Annotated in this window: 18 protein-coding genes and 2 pseudogenes; 7 read left to right on the top strand and 13 right to left on the bottom strand. The window is 70.6% G+C overall.

What is annotated here, in order from left to right; all coding sequences use genetic code 11:
* Window positions 1–42: 42 nt before the first annotated feature.
* On the bottom strand, window positions 43–612 hold the full coding sequence (locus KWI83_RS26215) for a GNAT family N-acetyltransferase (protein WP_218516839.1): 570 nt from the start codon (window positions 610–612) through the stop codon (window positions 43–45).
* Between the two features lie 279 nt (window positions 613–891).
* Here KWI83_RS26215 and secA point away from each other — a divergent pair, with 279 nt between their 5' ends.
* A complete protein-coding gene (secA, locus tag KWI83_RS26210; RefSeq protein ID WP_218516838.1) occupies window positions 892–3702 on the top strand; it encodes a preprotein translocase subunit SecA in 2811 nt (936 codons plus the stop codon).
* 80 nt (window positions 3703–3782) lie between these two features.
* Here secA and KWI83_RS26205 read toward each other — a convergent pair whose 3' ends face one another.
* Entirely contained in the window at window positions 3783–4370 is a 588-nt protein-coding gene (locus KWI83_RS26205) for an Rv3235 family protein (protein ID WP_218516837.1), read from the bottom strand.
* Window positions 4371–4700: 330 nt separating this feature from the next.
* Here KWI83_RS26205 and KWI83_RS26200 point away from each other — a divergent pair, with 330 nt between their 5' ends.
* Window positions 4701–5216 (top strand): hypothetical protein, encoded by a 516-nt coding sequence (locus KWI83_RS26200; RefSeq protein ID WP_218516836.1) that lies wholly within the window; start codon window positions 4701–4703, stop codon window positions 5214–5216.
* Between the two features lie 655 nt (window positions 5217–5871).
* Window positions 5872–6537, top strand: a complete 666-nt coding sequence (locus KWI83_RS26195) for an HAD family hydrolase (RefSeq protein WP_218516835.1) — start codon at window positions 5872–5874, stop codon at window positions 6535–6537.
* Between the two features lie 179 nt (window positions 6538–6716).
* Here KWI83_RS26195 and KWI83_RS26190 read toward each other — a convergent pair whose 3' ends face one another.
* Complete coding sequence (locus KWI83_RS26190) at window positions 6717–7283, bottom strand: DJ-1/PfpI family protein (protein ID WP_218516834.1); 567 nt, start codon at window positions 7281–7283, stop codon at window positions 6717–6719.
* A 627-nt stretch (window positions 7284–7910) separates the two neighbouring features.
* On the opposite strand from KWI83_RS26190, the gene KWI83_RS26185 reads away from it, so the two are divergent.
* A complete protein-coding gene (locus KWI83_RS26185) occupies window positions 7911–12839 on the top strand; it encodes an NAD-glutamate dehydrogenase (RefSeq protein ID WP_218516833.1) in 4929 nt (1642 codons plus the stop codon).
* Window positions 12840–12978: 139 nt separating this feature from the next.
* Here the strand turns inward: KWI83_RS26185 and KWI83_RS26180 are convergent, their stop codons facing one another.
* The gene (locus KWI83_RS26180; protein ID WP_218516832.1) at window positions 12979–13809 is read right to left on the bottom strand and encodes an ABC transporter ATP-binding protein; all 831 of its coding nucleotides are present in this window, start codon (window positions 13807–13809) and stop codon (window positions 12979–12981) included.
* A complete protein-coding gene (locus KWI83_RS26175) occupies window positions 13802–14731 on the bottom strand; it encodes an ABC transporter permease (protein ID WP_218516831.1) in 930 nt (309 codons plus the stop codon). Before KWI83_RS26175 ends, KWI83_RS26180 begins: the two co-directional genes overlap by 8 nt.
* A gap of 206 nt (window positions 14732–14937) precedes the next feature.
* On the opposite strand from KWI83_RS26175, the gene KWI83_RS26170 reads away from it, so the two are divergent.
* Complete coding sequence (locus KWI83_RS26170; RefSeq protein ID WP_256362814.1) at window positions 14938–15564, top strand: TetR/AcrR family transcriptional regulator; 627 nt, start codon at window positions 14938–14940, stop codon at window positions 15562–15564.
* Here KWI83_RS26170 and KWI83_RS26165 read toward each other — a convergent pair.
* From KWI83_RS26165 to KWI83_RS26155, 3 genes and pseudogenes are all read right to left on the bottom strand, one after another.
* Window positions 15551–15748: pseudogene (locus tag KWI83_RS26165) on the bottom strand (ADP-ribosylglycohydrolase family protein); the annotation flags it as partial. The gene KWI83_RS26170 and the pseudogene KWI83_RS26165 sit on opposite strands and share 14 nt — an antisense overlap.
* A 418-nt stretch (window positions 15749–16166) precedes the next feature.
* Window positions 16167–17147, bottom strand: coding sequence for a UDP-glucose 4-epimerase GalE (gene galE, locus KWI83_RS26160; protein WP_218516829.1), 981 nt, complete (start codon window positions 17145–17147; stop codon window positions 16167–16169).
* Window positions 17148–17189: 42 nt separating this feature from the next.
* Window positions 17190–18455, bottom strand: coding sequence for a glycosyltransferase family 87 protein (locus KWI83_RS26155; RefSeq protein WP_218516828.1), 1266 nt, complete (start codon window positions 18453–18455; stop codon window positions 17190–17192).
* A gap of 95 nt (window positions 18456–18550) precedes the next feature.
* Here KWI83_RS26155 and KWI83_RS26150 point away from each other — a divergent pair, with 95 nt between their 5' ends.
* Window positions 18551–20215, top strand: a complete 1665-nt coding sequence (locus KWI83_RS26150) for a glycosyltransferase family 39 protein (protein WP_218516827.1) — start codon at window positions 18551–18553, stop codon at window positions 20213–20215.
* Here KWI83_RS26150 and KWI83_RS26145 read toward each other — a convergent pair.
* Complete coding sequence (locus KWI83_RS26145; protein ID WP_218516826.1) at window positions 20145–20636, bottom strand: MarR family winged helix-turn-helix transcriptional regulator; 492 nt, start codon at window positions 20634–20636, stop codon at window positions 20145–20147. The genes KWI83_RS26150 and KWI83_RS26145 overlap by 71 nt on opposite strands.
* A gap of 122 nt (window positions 20637–20758) precedes the next feature.
* Here KWI83_RS26145 and KWI83_RS26140 point away from each other — a divergent pair, with 122 nt between their 5' ends.
* Entirely contained in the window at window positions 20759–21172 is a 414-nt protein-coding gene (locus tag KWI83_RS26140) for an organic hydroperoxide resistance protein (RefSeq protein WP_218516858.1), read from the top strand.
* Between the two features lie 645 nt (window positions 21173–21817).
* Here the strand turns inward: KWI83_RS26140 and KWI83_RS40065 are convergent.
* The 4 genes and pseudogenes from KWI83_RS40065 to KWI83_RS26120 all read right to left on the bottom strand — a co-directional run.
* A pseudogene (locus tag KWI83_RS40065) lies at window positions 21818–22135 on the bottom strand (glycosyltransferase family 2 protein); the annotation flags it as partial.
* 435 nt (window positions 22136–22570) lie between these two features.
* Window positions 22571–23464: a carbohydrate ABC transporter permease gene (locus KWI83_RS26130; RefSeq protein WP_218516825.1), complete on the bottom strand. Its 894-nt coding sequence runs from the start codon at window positions 23462–23464 to the stop codon at window positions 22571–22573.
* Entirely contained in the window at window positions 23461–24741 is a 1281-nt protein-coding gene (locus KWI83_RS26125) for a carbohydrate ABC transporter permease (RefSeq protein ID WP_218516824.1), read from the bottom strand. The genes KWI83_RS26130 and KWI83_RS26125 overlap by 4 nt, the downstream gene beginning before the upstream one ends.
* Before the next feature lie 76 nt (window positions 24742–24817).
* Window positions 24818–26200, bottom strand: a complete 1383-nt coding sequence (locus KWI83_RS26120) for an ABC transporter substrate-binding protein (protein ID WP_218516823.1) — start codon at window positions 26198–26200, stop codon at window positions 24818–24820.
* Window positions 26201–26355 lie beyond the last annotated feature (155 nt).

Here is a 26355-nt window from a genome sequence, read left to right as displayed (position 1 = left end):
ATAGGGGGTGGGACTGACACTGCGGGGTGAGCTGCGGTTTCGCTAGTCCTTTGCCGGGAGGTAGGGCGCCGCCGACGGCAGTCCCAGGTCCGACGGCAGGAGCGAACCCACCCAGCAGTCCCGGCGTACCCCTTTGTTGCTGAGCGCGGAGCGCAGGGTGCCCTCGATGGTGAAGCCGGCGCGTTCCGCCACCGCGCGGGAGGCGCTGTTGCCCACTTCCGCGCGCCACTCGACCCGGTCGACGGACAACTGGGCGAAGGCCCAGCGGCAGGCGGTGACGGTGGCCTCGGTGGTGTAGCCGTTGCCGCGGTGCTCCTTGGTGGCCCAGAAGCCGACCTCGGCCACGCCCAGGGCCCGCATGGTGAGTCCCAGCATGCCCGCCAGCTCACCCTCGGGGAGGAATACGCCGAACGTGAACATCGAGGCGTTGGCCCAGCCTTCCGGGACCTGCTGTTCCGTGAAGCTCTCGGCGTGCTCGCGGAGGTACGGCGAGGGGATCGTGGTCCAGCGCTGGATGTCGGGGTCCTGGGCGGCGGCGTAGACGGCATCGGTGTCGTGGGGGCCGACCGTGCGCAGGACGAGGCGGTCCGTGGTGAGCGTGACGGGTTCCATTGGCCGATTCTGCTCAGGGCGCGTCGCAGGCGCCATCGTTTTGCCGTCCGTGATGGCGTGATCACACTTCGCGCAATTCATCGGCGGTGCGCGGCACCATCCGCGGGCCCCGTCCGTTGTCCCCTTCGAAGAAGAATGTGCATCAGGCGAGCGGCAGTGCGGTCGTCGTCACGGCAGGCCTCCCGGCGTGGCCGGGTCCTCGCATACGATGGCCGTTGCTCAGTACGTCAGAAGGAAAACCGACCGTCCCAGGCCCGACCGGCAAGGAGACCAACCCCCGTGTCCGTCCTCTCGAAGATCATGCGTGCAGGCGAAGGCAAGATCCTGCGCAAGCTGCACCGCATCGCGGACCAGGTCAACTCCATCGAAGAGGACTTCGTCGACCTCTCCGACGCCGAGCTGCGGGCCCTCACCGATGAGTACAAGCAGCGGTACGCCGACGGTGAGAGCCTCGACGACCTGCTGCCCGAGGCGTTCGCCACGGTGCGCGAGGCCGCCAAGCGCGTTCTCGGCCAGCGGCACTACGACGTGCAGATCATGGGCGGTGCCGCCCTGCACCTCGGCTATGTCGCCGAGATGAAGACCGGTGAGGGCAAGACCCTGGTCGGCACGCTGCCCGCGTACCTGAACGCGCTGTCCGGCGACGGCGTCCACCTCATCACGGTCAACGACTACCTGGCCGAGCGCGACTCCGAGATGATGGGCCGCGTCCACAAGTTCCTGGGCCTGAACGTCGGCTGCATCCTGGCCAACATGACGCCGGCCCAGCGCCGCGAGCAGTACGCGTGCGACATCACGTACGGCACGAACAACGAGTTCGGCTTCGACTACCTGCGCGACAACATGGCGTGGTCGAAGGAGGAACTGGTCCAGCGCGGCCACAACTTCGCCATCGTCGACGAGGTCGACTCCATCCTCATCGACGAGGCCCGTACGCCGCTGATCATCTCCGGCCCGGCCGACCAGGCGACCAAGTGGTACGGCGACTTCGCCAAGCTGGTCACGCGCCTCAAGCGCGGTGAGCCCGGCCAGCCGCTCAAGGGCATCGAGGAGACCGGCGACTACGACGTCGACGAGAAGAAGCGCACGGTCGCCATCCACGAGAGCGGTGTCTCCAAGGTCGAGGACTGGCTGGGCATCGACAACCTCTACGAGTCGGTGAACACGCCGCTGGTGGGCTACCTGAACAACGCCATCAAGGCCAAGGAGCTCTTCAAGAAGGACAAGGACTACGTCGTCATCGACGGCGAAGTCATGATCGTCGACGAGCACACCGGCCGTATCCTCGCCGGTCGCCGCTACAACGAGGGCATGCACCAGGCGATCGAGGCGAAGGAAGGGGTGCCGATCAAGGACGAGAACCAGACGCTCGCCACGATCACCCTGCAGAACTTCTTCCGCCTCTACAAGAAGCTCTCCGGCATGACCGGTACGGCGATGACCGAGGCCGCCGAGTTCCACCAGATCTACAAGCTCGGCGTGGTCCCGATCCCGACCAACCGGCCGATGATCCGCAAGGACCAGTCGGACCTGATCTACCGCACCGAGGTCGCCAAGTTCGACGCGGTCGTCGACGACATCGCCGAGAAGCACCAGAAGGGCCAGCCGATCCTGGTCGGCACCACCTCGGTCGAGAAGTCGGAGTACCTCTCGCAGCAGCTCAGCAAGCGCGGCATCCAGCACGAGGTGCTCAACGCCAAGCAGCACGACCGTGAGGCGCAGATCGTCGCCCAGGCCGGCCGCAAGGGCTCCGTGACGGTGGCCACCAACATGGCCGGTCGTGGTACGGACATCAAGCTCGGCGGCAACCCCGAGGACCTCGCCGAGGCCGAGCTGCGCCAGCGCGGCCTCGACCCGGAGGAGCACATCGAGGAGTGGGCCCACGCCCTGCCCGACGCGCTCAAGCGCGCCGAGGAAGCGGTGCGGGCCGAATTCGAAGAGGTCAAGGCGCTCGGCGGGCTGTACGTGCTGGGGACCGAGCGGCACGAGTCCCGTCGTATCGACAACCAGCTGCGCGGTCGTTCCGGCCGTCAGGGCGACCCGGGTGAGTCCCGCTTCTACCTCTCCCTCGGTGACGACCTGATGCGGCTGTTCAAGGCGCAGATGGTCGAGCGCGTGATGTCGATGGCGAACGTCCCGGACGACGTGCCCATCGAGAACAAGATGGTCACGCGCGCGATCGCGTCCGCCCAGTCGCAGGTCGAGCAGCAGAACTTCGAGACCCGTAAGAACGTCCTGAAGTACGACGAGGTTCTCAACCGGCAGCGCGAGGTCATCTACGGCGAGCGGCGCCGCGTCCTGGAGGGCGAGGACCTGCACGAGCAGATCCAGCACTTCATGGACGACACGATCGATGCCTACGTCGCCGCGGAGACCGCCGAGGGCTTCGCCGAGGAGTGGGACCTGGACCGGCTGTGGGGCGCCTTCAAGCAGCTCTACCCGGTGAAGGTCACCATCGAGGAGCTGGAGGAGGCGGCCGGTGACCGCGCCGGGCTCACCGCCGACTTCATCGCCGAGTCCATCAAGGACGACATCCACGCGCAGTACGAGGCGCGTGAAGCGCAGCTCGGCTCCGAGATCATGCGTGAGCTGGAGCGCCGGGTCGTGCTGTCGGTCCTCGACCGCAAGTGGCGCGAGCACCTCTACGAGATGGACTACCTGCAGGAGGGCATCGGCCTGCGCGCGATGGCGCAGAAGGACCCGCTGGTCGAGTACCAGCGCGAGGGCTTCGACATGTTCACCGCCATGATGGAGGGCATCAAGGAGGAGTCCGTCGGCTACCTGTTCAACCTGGAGGTCCAGGTCGAGCAGCAGGTCGAGGAGGTCCCCGTCGAGGAGGCCAGGCCGACCCTGGAGAAGCAGGACGCGGTGCCCGCGCAGGCGGGGCCCCGCCCCGAGATCCGCGCCAAGGGCCTGGAGGCCCCGCAGCGGCGGAACCTGCACTTCACCGCGCCGACCGTGGACGGTGAGGGCGGCACCATCGAGGGCGACTTCACTGAGGACGGCGAGCCCGTGCGCTCGGCGGCCGACGGCCTCACGCGCGCGGAGCGCCGCAAGCAGGCCAAGGGCGGTCGGCGCCGCAAGAAGTGACGGTGCGGGTGCCTGCGGCGCCTTGGCGGACGGCATGAAGGGCCGGGCCACCTCAGGGTGTCCGGCCCTTCGGCATGGGATCAGCCGGCGTCCGTGGGGCCTGGACGCGGGCCGCCGAGTTCCACCGCCGTGCAGCGCCAGCGGTGGTCGCGGCCCAGTTCCAGGCGGAACGCCATGGCGCGCAGACGGTCGCCGGTGCCGATGCGGGCGAAGGCCTCGATGGCGCCGGGGCGGGGTTCGAAGTAGCCGATGTCGCGGATGACGGGGCGGGGGCCGCGGGTGCGCAGGGGGCCGTGTTCGGCGAGGCGGGCCAGGTCGTCGTAGGCCGGGCCGACGGTGTGGCGGAGCATGGCGTGGACAGGGCGCTGGCCGCTGAGGACGAGGAGCAGGCGGTCGGCGAAGAGGTCGGTGGGGCGGAGCTGCGGGGCGGTGGCGGGCCGGGTGGCGGAGGGTGTCGTCGTCCGGGTCGGGGCGGTGGCGGGCCGGGTGGCGGAGGGTGTCGTCGTCCGGGTCGGGGCGGTGGCGGGCCGGGTGGCGGAGGGCGTCGTCCGGGTTGGGCCGGTGCCCCGGGAGCGGGGTGGGCCGCCGGCGGGGCGGCGGGTGTCGCGGCGGGTCGGTGGACGGGAGGCGGCGTGGTGCTGGGCGGTCCTGGTCATGACTTTGTTCATGGGGATCCCCGTTTCGCTGGGCCCGGCCACGCGGTGGGTGGCCACGCGGTGGGTACCGGGCAGTAACTTGCTGTTGGGGATCTTGTACGGGGCTGGTTCGTGCGGCGGCAAGCCGACGGGCGCGGGGCCGAGGGGCCGGGAAACTTCACCTATCCGGGTGATTGGCGGGCCTGAAAGCCCGTGAACGCGGGGGCGGGCCGGGTGAATTTCCGGCGTGGGGTGGACGCTCCCCGGAGCGTGGGGAGGGACTCGAAAGGGGACCCCCGCACGTATCCTGAAGGCCCTTCACCGCGGGCTTGTGGAGCCCTCCGACCACGAAAGCGGCCAGCCATGCGCGTCTACGTCCCTCTGACCCTCCCCGGTCTCGCCGAGGCGTACAAGACGGGCGAGGTGGGGGCCGGGCCGCTCGTCGCGTACGCCGTCACGCCCGCGTTGCGTGAGTGGTACCTCTCCGACGACATCGAGGAGCTGGAGTACGCGGCGCTGAGCCGGGCCGCGCTGGCCTCGCTGCGGCTGCTCGCGGCGGACCCGGGGGCGCCGCGGCGACGCGTCGTGGTCGCCGTCGACGTCCCCGACGGGCAGGCGAGCGCCGAGCCCGGGCGGGGACTGGATCCGGCGGCGCTGGGGGAGGTGCGGGTCGCCGGTGCCGTGGCGTTGGCCAAGGTGGCGTCCGTGCATGTCGACGCGGCGGAGACGGAGGCCGACGTGGCCGCCGCGGCGGAGGCCCTGCAGGCGGCGGACGCCGGGGACGACGACGCGCAGTTCGTCGTGGACGGGGCCGAGGATCACGAGCTGCTGTGGTACGCGACGCAGGAAATCCCGAATCTGGTGGGGCTGGGGGACTGAGGGCGCGGGCCTCCGCGTCCGTCCGTACGGACTTGAGGGCGCTGCCGCGTCGGCGGTGGCGGCTGTGTCCGGGTTGGCCCGAAGGGCATTGGCTGCGTCGGGTCTGGGTGCCGTGCCGCAGGTGCTTGGGTGCGGTGTCCGTGCTGGGTTTGGGTGCCGTGCCGCAGGGTGGTTGGGCGCGGTGTCCGTGCCGAGGGTCTGGGGGTGCGCCGTGCCGCAGGGGGATTGAGCGCGGTCTCCGTGCCGGGTTTGGGTGCCGTGGCCGCAGGGGGCTTGGGGGCTTGTATCCGTGCTGGGCCTGAGGGCTGTGTCGCGCCAGCACTGAGCGTCACGTCCGTACGGGACTCGGGCGCTGTGCCCGCGCCGACCTTGAGGGTGTTGTCCGAGCCGGTGCCAAGCGCTTTGTCCGTGCCGGTCCTGAGTGCCGCGGCCGCACGTGCCCCGTCTGCACCCGCCCCGTCCGCGCGGGACCTGAGCGCCGCGGTCCCGCCGGGCGATGTGCCCTGCCCGCTCGCCGGCCCGTCGTGCCGCGCGGACCGCGGACCCGTCGTGTCGCGCTGATCCAAGCCCGTCACGCCGCGCGGACCACCGTCCGTCGTACCGCGCTGACCTGGGGATCTCTTGATTGTCAGTGGGGGCGGGTAGGTTTTTGGGCATGGGGATGCAGGGAGCTTCGCACATTGTGTGGGACTGGAACGGCACGCTGTTCCACGACAATGACGCGATCATCGGGGCGACGAACGCGGCCTTCGCCGAGCTGGGGCTGGAACCGATCACGCTGGAGCAGTACCGGGCGCTGTACTGCGTGCCGGTGCCGAAGTTCTACGAGCGGCTGATGGGGCGGCTGCCGACCGACGCCGAGTGGCTGGTCATGGACGAGACCTTCCATCGGTACTACGCCGAGCACCGGGTGCGGTGTGCGCTGACCGAAGGAGTGGAGGAGCTGCTCGTGGACTGGACGGTGGGCGGGCGCAGTCAGTCGATTCTCAGCATGTACGTGCATCACGAACTCGTCCCGCTGGTGCGCGGGTTCGGAATCGAGCCGCACTTCATACGGGTCGACGGCCGGACCGGGCCGTCCGGGGGCAGCAAGGCCGAGCACATGGTGCGGCATCTGGCTGCGCTCGCTGGGGTGGACCCGTCCCGCACGGTGGTGATCGGGGATGCCGCGGATGACGCGGTGGCGGCGCGGCATGTGGGAGCGAAAGCCGTGCTCTACACCGGCGGGTCGCACGGGCGGGCCAGCCTGGCGGAGGCGGGGGTGCCGGTGGTGGATTCGCTGGCGGAGGCGGTCGCTCTGGCGGAGGAGATAGCTGCTTGAGCGGTTCGGGGTGGTGTCGTCGTGGCTGGTTGAGTGGTCCGGGTGGTGTCGTCGTGGCTGGTTGAGTGGTCCGGGCCACTGTCGTCGTGGTCGCCGGGGCCGGGGCCGGGGCCGGGCCTGGGTTCGGGGGGCGGCGCGGCGCCTGCTGTGACGCCGCGTCGCCTTACGGGGACGTGGGGTCAGGTCGCCGGGGCCTTGGCGCGGAGTACGTTCAGGAACTCGCGCATCCACGCGGGGTGGTCCGGCCAGGCGCGGGACGAGACCAGGGTGCCGTCGACGACCGCCTCGGTGTCCTTGAAGGTGGCGCCCGCTGCCTGCATGTCGAGTTCCAGCGCGGGGTACGCGGTGACGCGGCGGCCGTGGAGGCTGTCGATCGCGGCAGTGAGGAGGGGGCCGTGGCAGATCTGGGCCACGGGTTTGTCGGCGTCGAAGAAGGACTTGAGGATCTTGCGGAGTTCGGGGTCGTTGCGGAGGTACTCCGGGGCGCGGCCGCCGGGGATGACCACGGCGGCGTACTGGCCCGGGTCGACCTCCGAGAAGGCGAGGTCGGCGGGCCAGGTGTAGCCGGGCTTCTCGGTGTAGGTGTCGAAACCGGGTTCGAAGTCATGGACGACGAACTGCAGCTTCTTGCGGGTGGGGGCCGCGATGTGGACCTCGTAGCCCTCCTCGCGCAGGCGCTGGTAGGGGTAGAGGACTTCCAGGGACTCTGCCGCGTCGCCCGTGAGGATGAGGATCTTGGCGGTCATGGGGGTTGCTCCCCTTTGAGGTGGCTTTGTGGGTGCTTTGGGTTCCACTGCCAACGTGCCTCGGGGCCGCGGGCTTGCCTAGGGGACGCGCCGGATTTTCGGACGGACAGGGCGCGCGTGCTGGGGATGGGCGCGCAGCCCGTTTCGCCGCGGGGTGCTGGTGCCAGTGTGTCGGATACGACGCTGTCCGCCCCCCTGCCCCTGTGCAGACTGTCAAAGTTCCACCCCCGGTTTTGTACACATACGGCTCATGACGGGCCCCCGGTAAGGAGCGATAGCCTTGTGGCGTGATCAGCGCGATAAGTCGCGGGGGCCTCGGTGTCCCTGCCCCGCGCCCGGGGAGCATGGGAGACATCCGTGTCCGGGCGGCAGTCGCTGGTCTTCGCGGGCGGGGCGGGGCTTTCGAGGGCTCCGCGGTGCCGCACACACCCCGGGAGCGGACGCCGTCGAGAGCAGCGTCACATTCCCCGGGCGTGTGGGAAATGGCTGATAACCCCCCGCTCATCTCACCTTGCGGCATAGCGTCGGAACGGACCGGACACCCCGCGTCACGGCGTCGCGTCGGAAGGCCGGAGACCGTACTTCCTTCTACGTCACGCAACGGCGCGCGACAGGAGCCAGAGGACAATGCAGACCAAGCTGGACGAAGCCAAGGCCGAGCTGCTCGATCGGGCCGCCCGGGTTGCTGAGAACAGCCCGGTCGGGGGGCACCTACCGACTGGGACGACGGAACACGGCACCCCGGACCGGGCCGCCGTGCTCGCGTTCCTCCAGCGCTACTACCTGCACACCGCCCCGGAAGACCTCACCGACCGCGACCCGGTCGACGTCTTCGGAGCCGCCTACTCGCACTACCGACTGGCCGAGAACCGCCCCCAGGGCACGGCGAACGTCCGGGTGCACACCCCGACGGTCGAGGAGAACGGCTGGACGTGCAGCCACTCCGTCGTCGAGGTCGTCACCGACGACATGCCGTTCCTGGTCGACTCCGTCACCAACGAGCTGACCCGGCAGGGCCGCGGCATCCACGTCGTCATCCACCCGCAGATGGTGGTGCGCCGCGATCTCACCGGCAAGCTCATCGAGGTGCTCACCACCCCGCCCACCGGTGACCTCCCGCACGACGCGCACGTCGAGTCATGGATCCATGTCGAGATCGACCGCGAGACCGACCGCTCGGACCTGAAGCAGATCACCGCCGATCTGCTGCGCGTCCTGTCCGACGTCCGTGAGGCCGTCGAGGACTGGGGCAAGATGCGGGACGCGGCGCTGCGCATGGCCGAGGGCCTGCCCGAGGAGCCCGTCGCCGACGACCTGCCGCGGCAGGAGATCGAGGAGGCCCGCGAGCTGCTGCGCTGGCTGGCCGACGATCACTTCACGTTCCTCGGTTACCGCGAGTACGAGCTGCGCGACGACGACTCCCTCGCCGCTGTCCCAGGCACTGGCCTCGGCATACTGCGTGCGGACCCGCACCACGAGACCGGCGAGAGCCACCCGGTCAGCCCGTCCTTCGAGCGGCTGCCCGCCGACGCCCGCGCCAAGGCCCGCGAGCACAGGCTGCTCGTGCTGACCAAGGCGAACAGCCGCGCGACCGTGCACCGGCCGTCGTATCTGGACTACATCGGCGTCAAGAAGTTCGACGAGCAGGGCAACGTCGTGGGGGAGCGGCGCTTCCTGGGCCTGTTCTCCTCCGCCGCCTACACCGAGTCCGTCCGCCGGGTTCCCGTCATCCGCCGCAAGGTCGAGGAGGTGCTGAACCGCGCCGGGTTCTCGCCCAACAGCCACGACGGGCGCGACCTGCTGCAGATCCTGGAGACGTACCCGCGCGACGAGCTGTTCCAGACCCCGGTCGACGAGCTGCAGGCCATCGTCACCTCCGTGCTCTATCTGCAGGAGCGGCGGCGGCTGCGGCTCTACCTGCGCCAGGACGAGTACGGCCGCTACTACTCGGCCCTGGTCTACCTCCCCCGCGACCGCTACACCACTGGTGTCCGGCTCAGGATCATCGACATCCTGAAGGAGGAACTCGGCGGCATCAGCGTCGACTTCACCGCCTGGAACACTGAGTCGATCCTCTCCCGGCTGCACTTCGTGGTGCGCGTCCCGCAGGGCACCGAGCTGCCGCAGCTGTCCGACACCGACAGGGAACGCATCGAGGCCCGCCTGGTCGAGGCCGCCCGCTCCTGGATGGACGGATTCGCCGAGGCGCTCAACGCCGAGGTCGGCGAGGAGCGCGCCGCCCAGGTGCTGCGCAGCTACCACAGCGCCTTCCCCGAGGGCTACAAGGCCGACCACAGCCCGCGCGCGGCGGTCGCCGACCTGGGCCATCTCGAACGGCTGAACGAGGACAACGACTTCGCGCTCAGCCTGTACGAGCCGGTGGGTGCCGGCCCCGACGAGCGCCGCTTCAAGATCTACCGCAAGGGCGAGGCCGTCTCCCTGTCCCGCGTGCTGCCGGTGCTCAACCGGCTCGGCGTCGAGGTGATGGACGAGCGGCCGTACGAGCTGCGCTGCGCCGACCGCAGCGTGGCCTGGATCTACGACTTCGGCCTGCGCATGCCCAAGGCGCAGTTCGGCACCGACTACTTCGGCGACGACGCCCGCGAGCGGTTCCAGGACGCGTTCGCCGCCACCTGGACCGGCAAGGCGGAGAACGACGGCTTCAACGCGCTCGTGCTGAGCGCCGGGCTGACCTGGCGGCAGGCGATGGTGCTGCGCGCGTACGCGAAGTACCTGCGTCAGGCCGGGTCGACCTTCAGCCAGGACTACATGGAGGACACCCTCCGCAACAACGTCCACACCACCCGGCTGCTCGTCTCCCTGTTCGAGGCGCGGATGTCGCCGGACCGGCAGCGCGCCGGACGCGAGATCGTCGACGCCCTGCTGGAGGAGCTGGACGCGGCCCTCGACCAGGTCGCGAGCCTCGACGAGGACCGGATCCTGCGGTCCTTCCTCACCGTCATCAAGGCGACCCTGCGCACGAACTTCTTCCAGGAGGCGCGGGGCGGCAAGCCGCACGCGTACGTGTCGATGAAGTTCGACCCGCAGGCCATCCCGGACCTGCCGGCGCCGCGCCCGGCGTTCGAGATCTGGGTGTACTCGCCGCGCGTCGAGGGTGTGCACCTGCGCTTCGGCAAGGTCGCGCGCGGTGGCCTGCGCTGGTCGGACCGCCGCGAGGACTTCCGTACGGAGATCCTCGGCCTGGTCAAGGCACAGATGGTGAAGAACACCGTCATCGTGCCGGTCGGCGCCAAGGGCGGCTTCGTCGCCAAGCAGCTGCCGGACCCGGGCGTGGACCGGGACGCGTGGATGGCGGAGGGCATCGCCAGCTACAAGACGTTCATCTCGGCGCTGCTCGACATCACCGACAACATGGTCGCGGGCGAGGTCGTCCCGCCGCCGGACGTCGTCCGGCACGACGAGGACGACACCTATCTGGTGGTCGCCGCCGACAAGGGCACGGCGACGTTCTCGGACATCGCCAACGAGGTGGCCGAGTCGTACAACTTCTGGCTCGGCGACGCCTTCGCCTCCGGCGGCAGCGCGGGCTACGACCACAAGGGCATGGGAATCACCGCGCGCGGCGCCTGGGAGTCGGTCAAGCGGCACTTCCGGGAGCTGGGCGTGGACACCCAGGCCGAGGACTTCACGGTCGTCGGCATCGGTGACATGTCGGGTGACGTGTTCGGCAACGGCATGCTGCTCAGCGAGCACATCCGGCTGGTCGCCGCCTTCGACCACCGGCACATCTTCATCGACCCCCACCCGGACGCGGCGACCTCGTACGCGGAGCGCCGCCGCCTGTTCGAGCTGCCGCGCTCGTCCTGGGCCGACTACAACACCGACCTGCTGTCGGCGGGCGGCGGCGTCTTCCCCCGCACCGCCAAGGCCATCCCGGTCAACGCGCACATCCGCGCCGCCCTCGGCATCGAGGACAAGGTCACCAAGCTGACCCCGGCCGACCTGATGCGGGCGATCCTCAAGGCGCCGGTGGACCTGCTGTGGAACGGCGGCATCGGTACGTACGTGAAGGCCTCCACCGAGTCCCACGCGGACGTCGGCGACAAGGCCAACGACGCCATCCGCGTCGACGGCAAGGACCTGCGCGTCAAGGTCGTCGGCGAGGGCGGCAACCTGGGCCTGACCCAGCTCGGCCGGATCGAGTTCGCGCACCACGGCGGCAAGGTCAACACCGACGCCATCGACAACAGCGCGGGCGTGGACACCTCCGACCACGAGGTGAACATCAAGATCCTGCTCAACAGCCTGGTCGCGGACGGCGACATGACCGTCAAGCAGCGCAACAAGCTGCTCGCCGAGATGACCGACGAGGTCGGCCACCTGGTGCTGCGCAACAACTACGCGCAGAACACGGCGATCGCCAACGCCCTCGCCCAGTCCAAGGACATGCTCCACGCCCAGCACCGCTTCCTGCGCCACCTGGTGCGCGAGGGCCACCTCGACCGGGCGCTGGAGTTCCTGCCGACCGACCGCCAGATCCGCGAGCGGCTCGCCCAGGGCCAGGGCCTGACCGGCCCGGAGACGGCCGTCCTGCTGGCGTACACGAAGATCACGGTCGCCGAGGAACTGCTGCACACCTCGCTGCCGGACGACCCGTACCTGCGCGAGCTGCTGCACTGCTACTTCCCGGCCCCGCTGCGCGAGCAGTTCCCCGAGCACATCGACAGCCACCCGCTGCGCCGTGAGATCACCACGACCGTGCTGGTCAACGACACGGTCAACACGGGCGGTACGACATATCTGCACCGGCTGCGCGAGGAGACCGGCGCCTCGCTGGAGGAGATCGTCCGGGCGCAGACCGCGGCCCGCGTGATCTTCCGCCAGGCGCCGGTGTGGGACGGGGTCGAGGCGCTCGACAACAAGGTCGAGGCCGCCGTCCAGACCCGCATCCGCCTGCACTCGCGGCGGCTCGTCGAGCGCGGGACGCGCTGGCTGCTCAACAACCGGCCGCAGCCGCTGCAGCTCGCCGAGACGGTCGACTTCTTCGCCGAGCGCGTCGAACAGGTCTGGGCGCAGCTGCCCAAGCTGCTGCGCGGCGCGGACCTGGAGTGGTGGCAGAAGATCTACGACGAGCTGACCGCCGCCGGCGTCCCGGACGAACTCGCCACTCCGGTGGCCGGTTTCTCCTCCGCCTTCCCGACGCTCGACATCGTCTCGGTGGCCGACCGCATGGGCAGGGAGCCGATGGATGTCGCCGAGGTCTACTACGACCTCGCCGACCGGCTGACCATCACCCAGCTGATGGACCGCATCAGCGCCCTGCCGCGCACCGACCGCTGGCAGTCGATGGCCCGCGCGGCGATCCGCGAGGACCTGTACGCCGCCCACGCGGCCGTCACGTCGGACGTCCTGGCCGTGGGCAACGGCTCGGCGACGCCGGAGCAGCGGTTCAAGGTGTGGGAGCAGAAGAACGCGGCGCTCCTGGGGCGGGCGCGTACGACGCTGGAGGAGATCCAGAGCTCGGAGTCGTTCGACCTGGCGAACCTGTCGGTGGCGATGCGGACGATGCGGACGCTGCTGCGGACGCACTCGTAAGGCTGCACTCGTAAGGCTGCACTCATAAGGCTGTATTCGTAAGCCTGCAGTCGTAAAGGCTGCGCTCGTAAGCCCGTACGACACCGAGGGCGCCCCAGGCCGGAAACGGCTCGGGGCGCCCTCGCGCGTGCGGCGTGGGTCAGGACGGCTGAGGCACCTTCGGCGCCGCCTTGGGCTTGGGCTTCTTGTCCCCGGTGAAGGCCTCGTACTCCTTCATGACCTCCTCCGTCGGCCCGTCCATGCGCAGCTCACCGCGTTCCAGCCACAGCACCCGGTCGCAGGTGTCGCGGATGGACTTGTTGTTGTGGCTGACCAGGAAGACCGTCCCGGCCTGCTTGCGCAGCTCGCGGATGCGGGCCTCGGAGCGCTTCTGGAAGGAGCGGTCGCCGGTGGCGAGGGCCTCGTCGATGAGCAGGACGTCGTGGTCCTTGGCGGCGGCGATGGAGAAGCGCAGCCGGGCGGCCATGCCGGAGGAGTACGTGCGCATGGGCAGCGTGATGAAGTCGCCCTTCTCGTTGATGCCGGAGAAGTCGACGATCTCCTGGTAGCGCTCCCTGACCTGCTCGCGGCTCATGCCCATGGCGAGGCCGCCGAGGTGGACGTTGCGCTCGCCGGTGAGGTCGTTCATCAGGGCGGCGTTGACGCCGAGGAGGGAGGGCTGGCCGCCCGTGTAGATCCGGCCGTTCTCCACGGGGAGCAGACCGGCGACGGCCTTGAGCAGGGTCGACTTGCCGGAGCCGTTGGTGCCGATCAGGCCGATGGCCTCGCCCTTGTACGCGACGAAGGAGACGTCCCGGACGGCGTGCACGGTGCGGACGCCGGCCGCCTTCTCGGTGTGCTTACGCCGCAGGATGCGGTTGAGGGCGGCGGTGGCGGAGCCGCGGCCGGCGCCGGTGCCGTTGACGCGGTAGACGATGTCGACGTGGTCGGCGATGACGGTGGGGGTCGGGTCGTTCGGGTTCTCAGCCACGGCCGTACGTCTCCTCAGCCTTCCAGAAGTAGATGAAGCCGCCGACACCGGCGAGCAGGGCCCAGCCCGTGGCGAGCATCCAGACGTGGTCGGGCAGCTGGCTCGCGTGGAAGCTGTCGATCAGCGCGAAGCGCATCAGGTCGATGTAGACGGCGGCGGGGTTGGCCTGGAGCACGGGACCGACCCAGCCGGGCAGGCTGTTGTGCCGGCTGAGCAGGTGGTCGATGCTCCACATCACGCCGGAGACGTACATCCAGGTGCGCAGCACGAACGGCATCAGCTGGGCGATGTCGGGCGTCTTGGCGCCCAGCCGGGCCATGATCATGGACACGCCCGCGTTGAACGTGAACTGCAGGATCAGGGCCGGGATCGCCAGCACCCAGGACGCGGCGACCGGGACGCCGAAGACAAGCAGGATGACGACCAGGGCGGCCATCGAGAACAGCAGCTGCTGGAGCTGCTGGAGGCAGAAGGAGATCGGCAGGGCCGCGCGCGGGAAGTGCAGGGCGCGGACGAGGCCGAGGTTGCCGGAGATGGCGCGGGTGCCGGCCAGGATCGAGCTCTGGGTGAAGGTCCAGATGAACACGCCCGTGACCAGGAAAGGGACGTAGTCCGGCACGCCCTTCTTGGTCTGCAGCAGCACGCCGAAGATCAGGTAGTAGACGGCCGCGTTCAGCAGCGGGGTCATCACCTGCCAGACCTGGCCGAGCTTCGCCTGGCTGTACTGGGCGGTGAGCTTGGCCGTCGAGAACGCCGCGATGAAGTGGCGGCGGGCCCACAGTTGGCGGACGTACTGGGGCAGGGAGGGGCGGGCGCCGCTGACCGTGAGGCCGTGGCGGGCGGCGAGGGCCGCGAGGTCGTCGTCGGCCGGGGTCGTGGTGCGGGTCGTCGTCGGGGGCGGTGTGTCGAGGACCTGGCTCACATCCGCTGCTTTCGGTCGGGGGGTGGGGGTGCGGCGTCACGGCCCGCGCAAGCGTTTTCCGCCGTTTCTCACGGGTTTCTTCACGTTCTCACGCGTTTCCGGACGTTCTCTTACGTCGGGACGGGACCGTATCGTCGCAACGTGAGCGTAGGCCCATCGAACGTCGGAACGCAACCGTTTCGTCGTAACGCCCTATGCTGGTCCGCATGACGACGAACGCCGACGGGCCCCAGCCGCGACCGCGCCGCCGGGCCCCCGCGGGGGCGGCCGTGCTCCGGGCGGACGTGACGGAAGCCATCCGGGCCGCCGTCTTCGAGGAGCTCGCGGCCGTCGGCTACGCGCGGATGTCGATCGAGGGCATCGCCCGCCGCGCCGGGGTCGGCAAGACCGCGGTGTACCGGCGCTGGCGCTCCAAGCTGCACCTCGTCCTGGACGTCGTCTCGGCGATCGCGGTACAGGGCCTGCCCGCGCCGGACACCGGCTCGCTGGAGGCAGACCTGCGGCTTCTCTACGAGGTGACGTCCCGTGCGCTGCGCCACCCCGTGGCCTCGCAGATCATCCCCGACCTCCAGGCGGAGGCGGCCCGCAACCCCGAGATCGCCGACGCCCTCCAGAAGGCGCTGCGCGAGGGCCAGGAGGGCGTCGCCAGCAAGATCGTGGCCGCGGCGGAACAGCGCGGCGAGGTCGGCCCGGGCTACGACCACGACCTCGCCCTGGACCTCATCTCAGGCCCGCTGTACTGGCGCTCGGTGGTGATCCGCAGCCCGAAGCTGCCCAAGGGGTATCTGGCGTCTTTGGCCCGTTCGACCGCGGCGGCCCTCAAGGCGCTGTGACCGCGGGGGCACCCCGCGCGCGGGAGACGCCCTGGCCACTCAGTCGGCGAGCCAGCTCCGTCAGCTCCGGCGTCCGCAGCACCCGCTCGCCGAAGCCGGGCAGCGGCACGTGCAGGGGCTCGGTGCACCGGCCGGGGATCGCGTCGATGCCGTACACCGCTACGGCGAGCCCGCCCGTCACGGCATCTCTCCGCCCTGCCCGGGCCGGGGAAAGCGGGCGGAGACGCCCCCTTCGGGCGCCGAACTCGAAGGGTGCGTCCAGGGCGTCGCCGACGGCCGAGCCGACGACGGCACCCAGCGCACGGGTCAGACGCTGGGAATCGGCCGGGCGGTGGGCGTCGGCCGGGCGGTGGGGGTCGGCCCGGCGGTGCGCGTCGGCCCGGCGCTGGGAACCGGTCGGGCGATGAGCATCGGTCGTGCGGTCGTGCGGTCGTGCGGTCGGCGTCGGCCGGGCGGTGAGCATCGGTCAGGCGCTGGGGGGGGGTGGTGAGCATCGGTCAGGCGCGGGGAACTGGTCGGGCGCGGGGAACCGGTCGGGTGCTCGGAGTCGGTCGCTGTGCTCGGAGTCGGTCCGGCCGTGGGCGTCGTTCACCCGCCGCCCGCTAGCCCAGCGCCGCCCCCGGATGCCTGCGCACCCACCCCTCCCAGGCCGACGCGATCATGTCCTGGACGTCGTACCGGGCCTTCCAGCCCAGCTCCGTGGTGATGCGGTCGGCGGAGGCGACGACGCGGGCGGGGTCTCCGGGGCGGCGCGGGGTGACGGTCGGGGGGCGGTGGTGGCCGGTGACCGCGTTGACGCGGTCGATCATGTCGCGGACCGAGACGCCCTCGCCGCGGCCGATGTTGAGGGTGAGGTCGCGGCCGGGGGAGGCCCGCAGGGCGTGGGCGACCGCCACATGGGCCTCGGCCAGGTCGACGACGTGGATGTAGTCGCGGATGCAGGTGCCGTCGGGGGTCGGGTAGTCGTCGCCGAAGATGCGCGGAGCAGCGCCCTCGGTGAGTTTCTCGAAGACCATGGGGACGAGGTTGAACACACCCACGTCCGCCAGCTCCGGGCTCGCCGCGCCCGCCACGTTGAAGTAGCGCAGGGACGCCGTGGCGAGGCCGGTGGCCCGGCCCGTGGCCCGCACCAGCCATTCTCCGGCCAGCTTCGTCTCGCCGTACGGGCTCATCGGCACGCACGGCGTCTCCTCGGTGACCAGGTCCACGTCCGGCATGCCGTACACCGCCGCCGAGGAGGAGAAGACGAACGACGGGACCCGCGCCGTCGTGACCGCGTCCAGCAGGACCCGCAGGCCCTCGACGTTCTCCCGGTAGTAGTGCAGCGGGCGGTCCACCGACTCGCCGACCTGCTTCTTCGCCGCCAGGTGGACGACCCCGGTGACCCGGTGGTCCGTGAGCACCCGGCCCAGCAGCTCGCCGTCCAGCGTCGAGCCGACCACCAGGGGGACGCCGTCCGGGACGCGCTCCGCGATGCCGGTGGACAGGTCGTCGTACACGACCGCCCGTTCGCCCGCCTCGGTCATCGCCCGAACGACATGCGCCCCGATGTATCCCGCGCCGCCGGTGATCAGCCAGGTCATGTGCGGCCGTCCCCTCGTCCGTTGCCCTGTGAGCCGTCCGCCTCACAGTGAAGCAGGTGACGGGGCGCCTGCCTCGCGATCGTCGCTCTTCGTACGACCACTGACGCAGGTGGTACCGGTTCCGTTCACGGACACCGTCGTACGCCACAGGCGGGTGAACGAGAGGGCGGCCGCCGCCGCCAGGAGTCCGTTGCGTACGACCATCAGCGCGCAGCCGGTCCAGGTGCTGTGCACGACCTCGGCGTACAGCCCGGGATACGCGACCGCGCTGACCGCCGTCGCCGCCACCAGCAGCACGGCCACCGGGCGCTGAGTGGTGTGCCGGGAGGTCAGGCACACGGCGGCCAGGCCGAGCAGCCAGATCATGTACTGCGGGCTGATCACCCGGCTGGTGACGGTGAACAGCAGCACCGCGGCCAGGGCCGCGTCGTACGGCACCGCCTCGCCGAAGGCGTCCGCCCGCGCCCTCAGCCGCCACAGCAGGAGGAGGACGAAGGCGACCGCGGTGAGCGCGAGCGACGCCGTGGCCACGGCGGCGACGTACGGGCCCGTGAACTCCATCGCCCCGTACTGGTACCGCACCTCGCCCGGCCAGCCCGCGTGCGTCGCGAGGCCGAGCAGGGTGCCGCCGAACGACTCGATCTGCACCCCCCGCTCGCCCTGTTGGGACAGGAAGGCGAGGGGATGGTTGAACAACACGCACAGGAGCAGCAGCACGGCCGTCCCGGACACCGCCGCCCACGCCCACGCCGACCTGCTCGCCCGCCCCTTCGGCGTGCCCAGCAGCACCAGGGCCGGCCACACCTTCACCAGCGCCCCCAGTGCCGCGAACACACCGCACGCGCGCGTGGAGCGCGCCGGCGTCAACAGGGAGATGACGGCAAGGGCCGTGACCTGCACGTCGTAACGAGCCAGCGGGATGTGCAGCAGCAGGGGGAGCGCGAGGATCCAGAGGGCGGCACCGAGGCGCGTGCGGCCGGGGCGTGTCCCCGCGCGTGTCAGCGCCAGGGCGATCACGGCGTCGGCGACGAGGGTGAGGGCCACGAACGCCCGGAAGTACGTCAGGCCCGGCAGCAGCGCCGGGAAGAGCAGCACCGGGCCAGCGCCCGGCGGGTACTGCCACAGGGGGTCGTCGGCCGGGAAGGCGCCCCGGGCGAGCGCCTCGTACCAGCGGTGATAGGTGACCCACACCTCGCGCGCCACGGCCCCGTGGCCCAGCAGGGGCTGGGAGTTGTGCGCGAGCAGCCACAGCATCAGGGCGCGGGTGGCGAGCCAGGCGGTGGCGAGAGCGAGAGGGTGACGTCTCATCACCGGCGGATCGTAATCCGTAGGAAGGTCATATCTACGCCGATACGCCGTCAATCCTCTGCAATCATCAGTAAATAGTACAAACTGTCCTCGTGATGAACGGGCAGCCGGAAACGAAAGGAATCAGCCAGGTCGGCGTCGCGGTCGTCGCGATGCCCGCGTTCGTCATGCTCGGCATCGGGCTGTGGGGCCTCGACCGGGGCGGGATGTGGCGCGACGAGGCCGTCACCTTCCAGGTCGCCCGGCGCTCGTTACCGGAGATCTGGCGCCTTCTGCACAGCGTGGACGCCGTGCACGGCCTGTACTACCTGCTCATGCACCCCCTCCTCGTCCTCCGCGCCGACGAGGTCGTCCTGCGTCTGCCGTCGGTGTGCGCGGCCGCCGTCACCGCCGGTCTGGTCGCGGCCCTCGGTTCACGGCTGGCCCGGCCGCGCGTGGGCCTCTGGGCGGGGCTGCTGTACGCGGTGACACCCATGGCGGGCCACTACGCCCAGGAGGGGCGCTCGTACGCGCTCGTCGCCGCCTGCGCGGCCGGGGCGACGCTGCTGCTGGTGCGGGCGGTCGCGGGGGCCGCCTGGTGGCCGTACGGGCTCGCCGTCGCCGTCACCTGCCTGCTGCACGAACTGGCCGTACTCCTCCTCCTCGCCCACGCGCTGACACTGGCCCACGCGCGCGTGCCGCGTGCCGTGTGGGGGCGGTGGGGGCGCGCGGCCGGGGCGGCGGTGCTGGCGCTGGTGCCGCTGGTCGTCGTCTCCTGCACGCAGGCCGGGCAGGTGGCGTGGCTGCCGGTGCCGCGCATGGGCAGCGTGGAGCGGCTGCTGCGGTCGTTCACGGGGTGGGAGACGGAGGTCTTCTGGGCGTACGTCGTCCTGATCGCCGTCGCGCTGTGGCCGGGGCGGGGACGTGGGACGCCCCCCGGGAGGCGCCCGTCCCTCGTCGGGGTCGCCCTGCCCCTGGTGACCGTGCCGCCCCTCACGCTGATCGCGGTGTCGCAGATCAAGCCGATGTACGACGACCGGTACGTCCTGTACGCGCTCGCCGGGGCGCCGCTCCTGGCCGCCGCCGGGGCCGACCGGCTGGTGCGGGGCGTCGGGCGCTCCCCCCTGGCCACGGTCACCGGCGTCCTCGCGGTGGGGCTGGCGTTCGCCCACCAGTTCCCCCTGCACCGCCAGGACCGCACGCCCTTTGTACGCGCCGACAACCTCGCCACCGTCTCCGCCGACGCCGCGCGCGAACTGAGCCCCGGTGACCCGGTGCTGTTCCTGCCGGCCATCGGACGGCGGGCCGCGCTGGCCTACCCGGAGGCGTTCCGGGGCGTGTGGGACGTGGCGCTCGGGGTGCCCGCACCGGAGTCCGGGACGCTGTACGGGCAGGAGGTCGACGCCGCCGAACTGCGCCGCAGGCTCGCCGGGCTCGACCGGCTGTGGGTGGTGGCCGAGCCGCATGCGTGGCGGGCGCGCCGGTCCCCCCGGGAGTCCGCCGAGCGCGTGAAGCTCGGCGTGGTGAGGGAGCAGTTCGTGCCGTACGGGCCCCGGCGGGAGCACGTACGCGAGGGCGCGACGCTGCGGCTCTATGTCCGCAGGGCGGGGGCTGCGGACACCACGGCGCTCATGGCGAGCGTGCCGGACGCCACAAGGAGCAAGCTCGACCCGGCCGGAGGCTCCGTGCCGACCACCGGCACCCCCGGCCTCACCGGGACTCCACAGTCGTCGCTTCCGCCGCCGCCTCCGCCTGCGCCGCCGCGTCGAGCGCCGTCGTGAGCTCGTCCAGGCGGGCGCGCAGCGCGCGGATCTCGTCGACGTCGAACCCGGTCGCCGCCATGATCCGGCGCGGTACCTGAAGCGCCCGCTCGCGCAGCGCGACCCCCTCCTCGGTCAGCCGCACCTCCACCGAGCGCTCGTCGCGCACGCTGCGCTCCCGGCGTACCAGACCGGCCGCCTCCAGCCGCTTGAGCAGTGGCGACAGCGTGCCGGAGTCGAGGCGCAGCCGCTCGCCCAGCCTCTTCACCGGCAGGTCGCCGTGCTCCCACAGCACGAGCATCACCAGGTACTGCGGGTAGGTGAGCCCCAGCTCCTTGAGGATCACCCGGTAGACCCCGCCGAAGGCGCGCGAGGCCGCGTTCAGGGAGAAGCAGATCTGCTGGTCGAGGCGGAGCCAGTCCGCTGTCGGCGTGGAGGTCATGTGCCCAGGGTAGCTCGCGCCCGCGCCATTCAGTTGTGCCCAATTGAATTGTGTGCTCTACTCTCGGTGTCAGGTTGGCCGGACCGGCCGCCGGTACACGACTCGAGAGGGATGGTTTCTCCATGGACGCGCTCTACACCGCCGTCGCCACCGCCACTCACGGCCGCGAGGGCCGTGCCGTCTCCTCCGACGGCAGGCTCGACCTCCAGCTGGCCATACCGGCGGAGATGGGCGGCAACGGTCAGGGCACCAACCCCGAGCAGCTCTTCGCCGCCGGGTACTCCGCCTGCTTCGCCAGCGCCCTCGGCCTGGTCGGCCGGCAGGCCAAGGTCGACGTGAGTGAGGCCGCCGTCACCGCCGAGGTCGGCATCGGCAAGCAGGGCGAGGGCTTCGCGCTCGCCGTCACCCTCCGCGTCGAGCTGCCCGACACCGTGGACCAGGCGACCGGCCGCAAGCTGGTCGAGCAGGCCCACCAGGTCTGCCCCTACTCCAACGCCACCCGCGGCAACATCCCGGTCGAGCTCGTCATCGAGTAACCGTTCGCGCCACCGCAGCGCCCGGAACGCCGTGTAGGCACCGGCCCACAGGAGCCACTGCCGCACCCCCGGCGGCCGGTGCCCGGCGGGCCGGTAACGCCGGTACAGCGCACCCGCCTGCCGGAAGAAGGCACGCCGTCGGCGCGCGGGCAGCCGTCGCGCATCGGCCGCCACCTCCACCACCACGGCGAACAGCTGGTCGAACAGCGCCCGCGCCCGCGCCGCCGACACCCGCTCGGCACCGGCCTGGAACAGCGCCAGCTCCACCTGGTCCAGCAGATCGAGCTGGTGCTCACCCGGAACGTCGAGCAGACTCCCCGGCGCCCGCACCAGATGCCGTACGACCACCGACGGCAGCACCGCCACCCGCTCCGCCATCACCGTCACCACCCCGCCCCACCCGAGGTCCGTGAAGTGGCCGTAGGGGAAGGCGAGTTGGTGAACCGCCAGGAAACCGCGCCGGTAGGCGGCGCTCCACACGGGCCGGTTCACCACCGTGAGCCGCGGGGCCGCGTCGGGGTGGAAGGTTCCTGCGGGGGCGGGCGGAAGGGTGCTGAGGCGAGCCGGGAGCCGCTCCTCGACCGCCCGCGCCGACATCCGTTCGTGCTCGAAATGCAGCACGTCCACCGGCCCGGTCTCCCGCAGCCGGGCATCCAGCGCCGCCAGCGCCCCCGGTACGAGGACGTCGTCACCGTCGAGAAACAGCAGATAGGCGCCGGAGGCCGCCCGCATCCCGGTCGTGCGGGCCGCGCTCAGACCGGCCGAGGGCGGGGAGTACGCCGGTGTCACCCGGCGGTCCCGCTCGGCGTACCCGGCGGTGATGTCCGCCGCGTGAGCCTCCGGCTCGTCACACACCGTGATCAGCTCGAAGTCGCCGAAGGGCTGGGCCAGAACCGACTCAAGGGCCCGGGCCAGCCGGCCCTCGACCCCGTGCGAGGGGACGATGATGCTGAAACGGGGCATGGCGCTCTTTCCGTTTTCGTCATCCGTGCTCGGCGGGAGGCGCGCGCCTCGGGCCGTGGGATTCCCGCCGAGCGGCCCGCCGCGGACCGGGCGCCGAGCGGCCGGGCCGCCCGGAAGGCCGCCAGGTGGACGGCCGTGTCGGAGTGGGCCGCGACGAGCTGCGGGGCATACGGACTCCCGGTAGGTGAACGGCGGTCGGTGGCTTTCGGTGACGGTGAAGTGACCACAAGGTTGCGGATTGGTGGCTGCCGGGGGATTCGCCCGTGATGCGACGGCCGACGGCACCGGCTGCCGCTCGTCCCTGCGCGGGCGTTCTGCCCGGGAACGGCCGATGGAGTGAACCGGTTACGTTCTGTACGGCATGCGGGGGATGTCGCCGTGCACGAGAAGGGGCGGACCGTTGCCCGGCCCGCCCCGACGTCGTTGTCCCTGCCGTTACTTCACCGCGCCCGCCATCACGCCGGACACGAACTGCCGCTGGAACGCGAAGAAGACGGCGAGCGGAATCACCATCGAGATGAACGCGCCGGGCGCCAGCACATCGATGTTGTTCCCGAACTGCCTCACCTGCGTCTGCAGCGCCACCGTGATCGGCTGGCTGCCGGAGTCGGTGAACACCAGCGCGACCAGCATGTCGTTCCACACCCACAGGAACTGGAAGATGCCCAGGCTCGCGATCGCGGGCCCGCCGAGCGGCATCACCACCCGTGCGAACAGCCGCAGTTCACCGGCGCCGTCCAGCCGGGCCGCCTCCAGCAGCTCGCGCGGGATCTCCGCGAAGAAGTTCCGCAGCAGGAACACCGCGAACGGCAGACCGAAACCGACGTGGAACAGGATCACGCCGAGCATCGAGCCGAACAGCCCGATGGTGCCGAACAGTTCGGCGATCGGGATCAGCGCCACCTGCACGGGCACCACCAGCAGGCCGACCACGCCCAGGAACCACCAGTCCCGGCCCGGGAACTCCATCCACGCGAAGGCGTATCCGGCGAGCGAGCCGATGACCACGACCAGCACGGTCGCCGGGACCGTGATCAGGACCGTGTTCACCAGGGAGTTGGTGATGTCGCTGTTGTTCAGCAGTTTCTCGTAGCTGTCGAAGGTGAGTTGGGCGGGTTTGGTGAACACCGTCCACCAGCCGCTCTCGTTCATGTCCGCGGGCGTGCGGAGCGAGGAGAGCAGCAGACCGATCGTCGGCACCAGCCAGAACAGGCCGACGACGATCAGGAAGACGCGGACCAGACCGCCGCTGACGCCCTCCGCCAGGCGTGAGCCGAGGGACGCCCTGCCCTTCACGGACTCCGTGTGCTTCCCGGTCTGTGTGGTCATCGCCGCACCTCCCGCCTGAGCCTGCGGATGTTGAACCACATCACCGGAATCACCAGCAGCAGCAGGAACACCGCGATGGCGCTCGCGATGCCCGGCTGGTCCTCGGAGAAGCCCTTGCGGTACAGCTCCAGGGCGAGCACGTTCGCGTCGTCCTGGGAGGAGCCCGGGGCGATGATGAACACCAGGTCGAAGATCTTCAGCACGTTGATCATCAGGGTGACGGTGACCACCGCGAGGACGGGCGCGAGCAGCGGCACGGTGACCCGTCTGAACACCTGCCACTCGTTGGCCCCGTCGACCCGCGCCGCCTCCAGCAGCTCCCGCGGCACCCCCGCCAGCCCGGCGGCGATCAGCACCATCGCGAAGCCCGCCCACATCCAGATGTACGACCCGATGATGGCCGGCGTGACCAGCGACGGGCCGAGCCAGTCCAGGCCGTTGTACGGCTCCCTGAAGTTGTCGCCGGGCAACCGCAGTTGGGCCCCGTCGGCGGCGGCCGGGAGGGTGAAGGTGCCGTCGGCGGCGGCCGTGGTCGAGGCGACGACCTCGCCGTCCTTGACCGCCTCGATCTTCATGCCGGGATAGCCCAGCTCGGACGGGTCCGGGGCGCCGAGGGTGCCGACGCCCTCGCCGCGCGTGAAGTCCTGCCAGGTGGTGCCGGTGACCTTGCCCGGGTCGGGTCGCGCCGCCACGGCCCTCGCGGCGTCGTCGGGCATCTGGTCGGGGGCGACACCCACCAGGGGCAGGCTGACCGGCTCGCCCAGGCTGACGGGTTCCTTGGTGATGAAGCCGCCTTGATCCGCCGTGAGCGGCGACTCCCGGCCCGGGTGCGCCTTCGGGAACGCCGACGCCTCGGCGAACGTGTCGTGCACCCCCACCCACACCGCGTTCGCGACGCCCTTGTCCGGATCCTGGTCGTACACCAGGCGGAAGATGATGCCCGCCGCGAGCATCGAGATCGCCATCGGCATGAAGACGACCAGCTTGAACGCCGTGCCCCAGCGCACCCGTTCGGTCAGCACCGCGAAGATCAACCCGAGCGCGGTCGCGACCGTCGGCGCGAACACCACCCAGATGATGTTGTTCTGCAGCGCCGTACGGATGCCGTCGTCGGTGAACAGGGCCTGGTAGTTGTCGAATCCGGCGAAACCGTCGCCGGACTGGTCGTAGAAGCTGCGGACGACCGAGTACCCGATCGGGTAGACCACGAGCGCGCCGAGCAGCACCAGGGCGGGCAGCAGGAACAGCGCTGCCACGGTCCTGCGGGTGCCGGTCACGCTCTTGCGACTCCGGGGAGGGGTCCCGGCCTTCCTCGGCGGGACCCCTGCCGTGGATGCCGACGCCATGCTCGGCTCAGTCTCCGTACGCCGCGGCCGCGTCGGCCTCCAGCTGTTCCTGGGTGCCCTTGATGTCCTTCGGGTTCTTCAGGAAGTCCTGCAGGGCCTTCCACTCGCCCTTGCCGGGCGTGCCACCGAAGGCCTGCGGGGCCTGGTCGGACATGTCGAAGCGGAAGTCGTCACCGGCCGCGACCAGCGACTTGGCCATCTCCTGCTGCACCGCGTTCGGATACGCCGACGGGTCCACGTTCTTGTTCGGCGACAGATAGCCGCCGAGCTTCGCCTGGATGGTCGCCGCGTCCGGCGAGGCGAGGAAGGTGGCCAGGGCCTGCGCGGCCTTCGAGTCCTGAAGGATCACCGCCGCGTCACCGCCGGAGACGACCGGCTCGGTGTCGCCGACCTTCGGGAACGCGAACACCTTGGCGTCCGTGCCCACTTCCGCGTCCGTCTCCGCGATGTTGACCTGCACGAAGTCGCCCTCGAAGACCATGCCGGCCTTCGGCTGGTCGCCGCCGGTGAAGGTCTGGGTGACAGAGGCCGGGAACTCGGTCTGCAGCGCGCCGCTGGCGCCGCCCGCGATGTACTCCTGCTTGCCCCAGATCTGCGCCAGCGTGGTCAGGGCCTCGGTGACGGACGGGTCGGTCCACTTGATCTCGTGCTTGGCCAGCTGGTCGTACTTCTCCGGGCCCGCCTGCGAGAGATAGACGTTCTCGAACCAGTCGGTCAGCGTCCAGCCGTCGGCGCCGCCGATCGAGAACGGGGTGACACCGGAGTCGTAGATCGTCTGCGCGGTGGCGAGCAGGTCCTCCCACGTCTTGGGCTCCTCGGCGCCCGCGTTCTCGAAGACCTGCGTGTTGTACCAGATCAGGGACTTGTTGGCGGCCTTGTAGTAGACGCCGTACTGCTTGCCGTCGACCTTGCCGAGGTCCTGCCAGCCCTGTGAGTAGTTCTTGCTGAGCTGCTCCTGGGCCTCCGGGCCGACCGGCTTGGCCCAGCCCTTGTCCACGGCCTGCTGGATGGCCCCGACCTGGGGGAGCATCGCGATGTCCGGTGGCGCGCCGCCCGCGATCTTCGAGCCGAGGAAGTTGACGATCGGGTCCTGCGCGGGCACGAAGGTCACCTTGGCGCCGGTCCGCTTCTCGAACTCCTCAAGCACCTTCTTGAAGTTGGCCTGTTCCGGGCCGGTCCAGACGGCGGCGACCTCCAGGGTCTCACCGTCCAGCTTGGGAAGGGTGACGGTGGTGGCGGTCTCGTCCGTACCGCCGCCGCCTTCGTTTCCGCTGTTGTCGTCGCCTCCGCAGGCGCTGAGCGAGAACGCGAGCGCTCCCGCCAGTGCGGCTGCGGCGGCGCGGGCGGTCCTGCGTGTCCGGGTGCGGCTGGTGCTGATGCTGGTGTGCATTACGGCCCCGTTCTTCGTCCCTCGTCGAACGTTCGAGCGCTGTCCCGTGGGACTGGTCTACGCCGGGTCTGTGGGGTCGGCAAGAGCGCGAACCGTGTCAAAGCGGTGATCGTGACCGCGTCGTGACTGTTCAGCGGGCAGGATCCACAGGGGTC

Origin of the sequence: Streptomyces sp. TRM70350 (assembly GCF_019219825.1) — a bacterium.
Taxonomy (GTDB): Bacteria; Actinomycetota; Actinomycetes; order Streptomycetales; family Streptomycetaceae; genus Streptomyces.
The sequence above is the reverse complement of the archived record's forward strand: the minus strand, read 5'-3'. Positions and strand labels throughout refer to the sequence as shown.